1 protein-coding gene is annotated in these 400 nt (G+C 32.5%); it reads left to right on the top strand.

The window, feature by feature from the left end; all coding sequences use genetic code 11:
* Window positions 1–338, top strand: a 338-nt coding sequence (locus tag FC87_RS07045) for a hypothetical protein (protein WP_162257642.1), incomplete at its 5' end; no start/stop codon positions are given.
* Window positions 339–400: the final 62 nt, after the last annotated feature.

Raw genomic sequence — 400 nt, 5'->3', positions numbered from 1 at the left:
AAAAACACTATGACAAAGTGCAAAAAGCAGAGCATCAAAGAGTGGAATTTGTTAAAAAAACACAGAAAGCAATTGTTAAGGATTTTGCTAGTCAGTATGCAGGAGTTAAAACAATCAAGTTTGATAAGTATCTTATTAATCCGATGGGACATGTTGCATTTATAATATCGGTTAATGGCTATACTGACAATGAACATAGCATTTCTTATACTGTAAATGACGATGGCTCTGTTGAAATGTTAAGTTATAGCACTATTCCAGTAAAAAAAGGGAAAACAAAGGTCGCTGATATTAAAGTCACCTACAACACTGATGAGGAGAAACATCCTCATGGGTAAGCCAATGAAAAACCATTATGAAATTTGGTTGTTATTTTTTTATGTTTTAATCGTGATTGCAA

This window comes from Fructilactobacillus florum DSM 22689 = JCM 16035 (assembly GCF_001436645.1).
Lineage (GTDB): Bacteria > Bacillota > Bacilli > Lactobacillales > Lactobacillaceae > Fructilactobacillus > Fructilactobacillus florum.
This window is presented reverse-complemented; position numbering and strand designations above follow the sequence as displayed.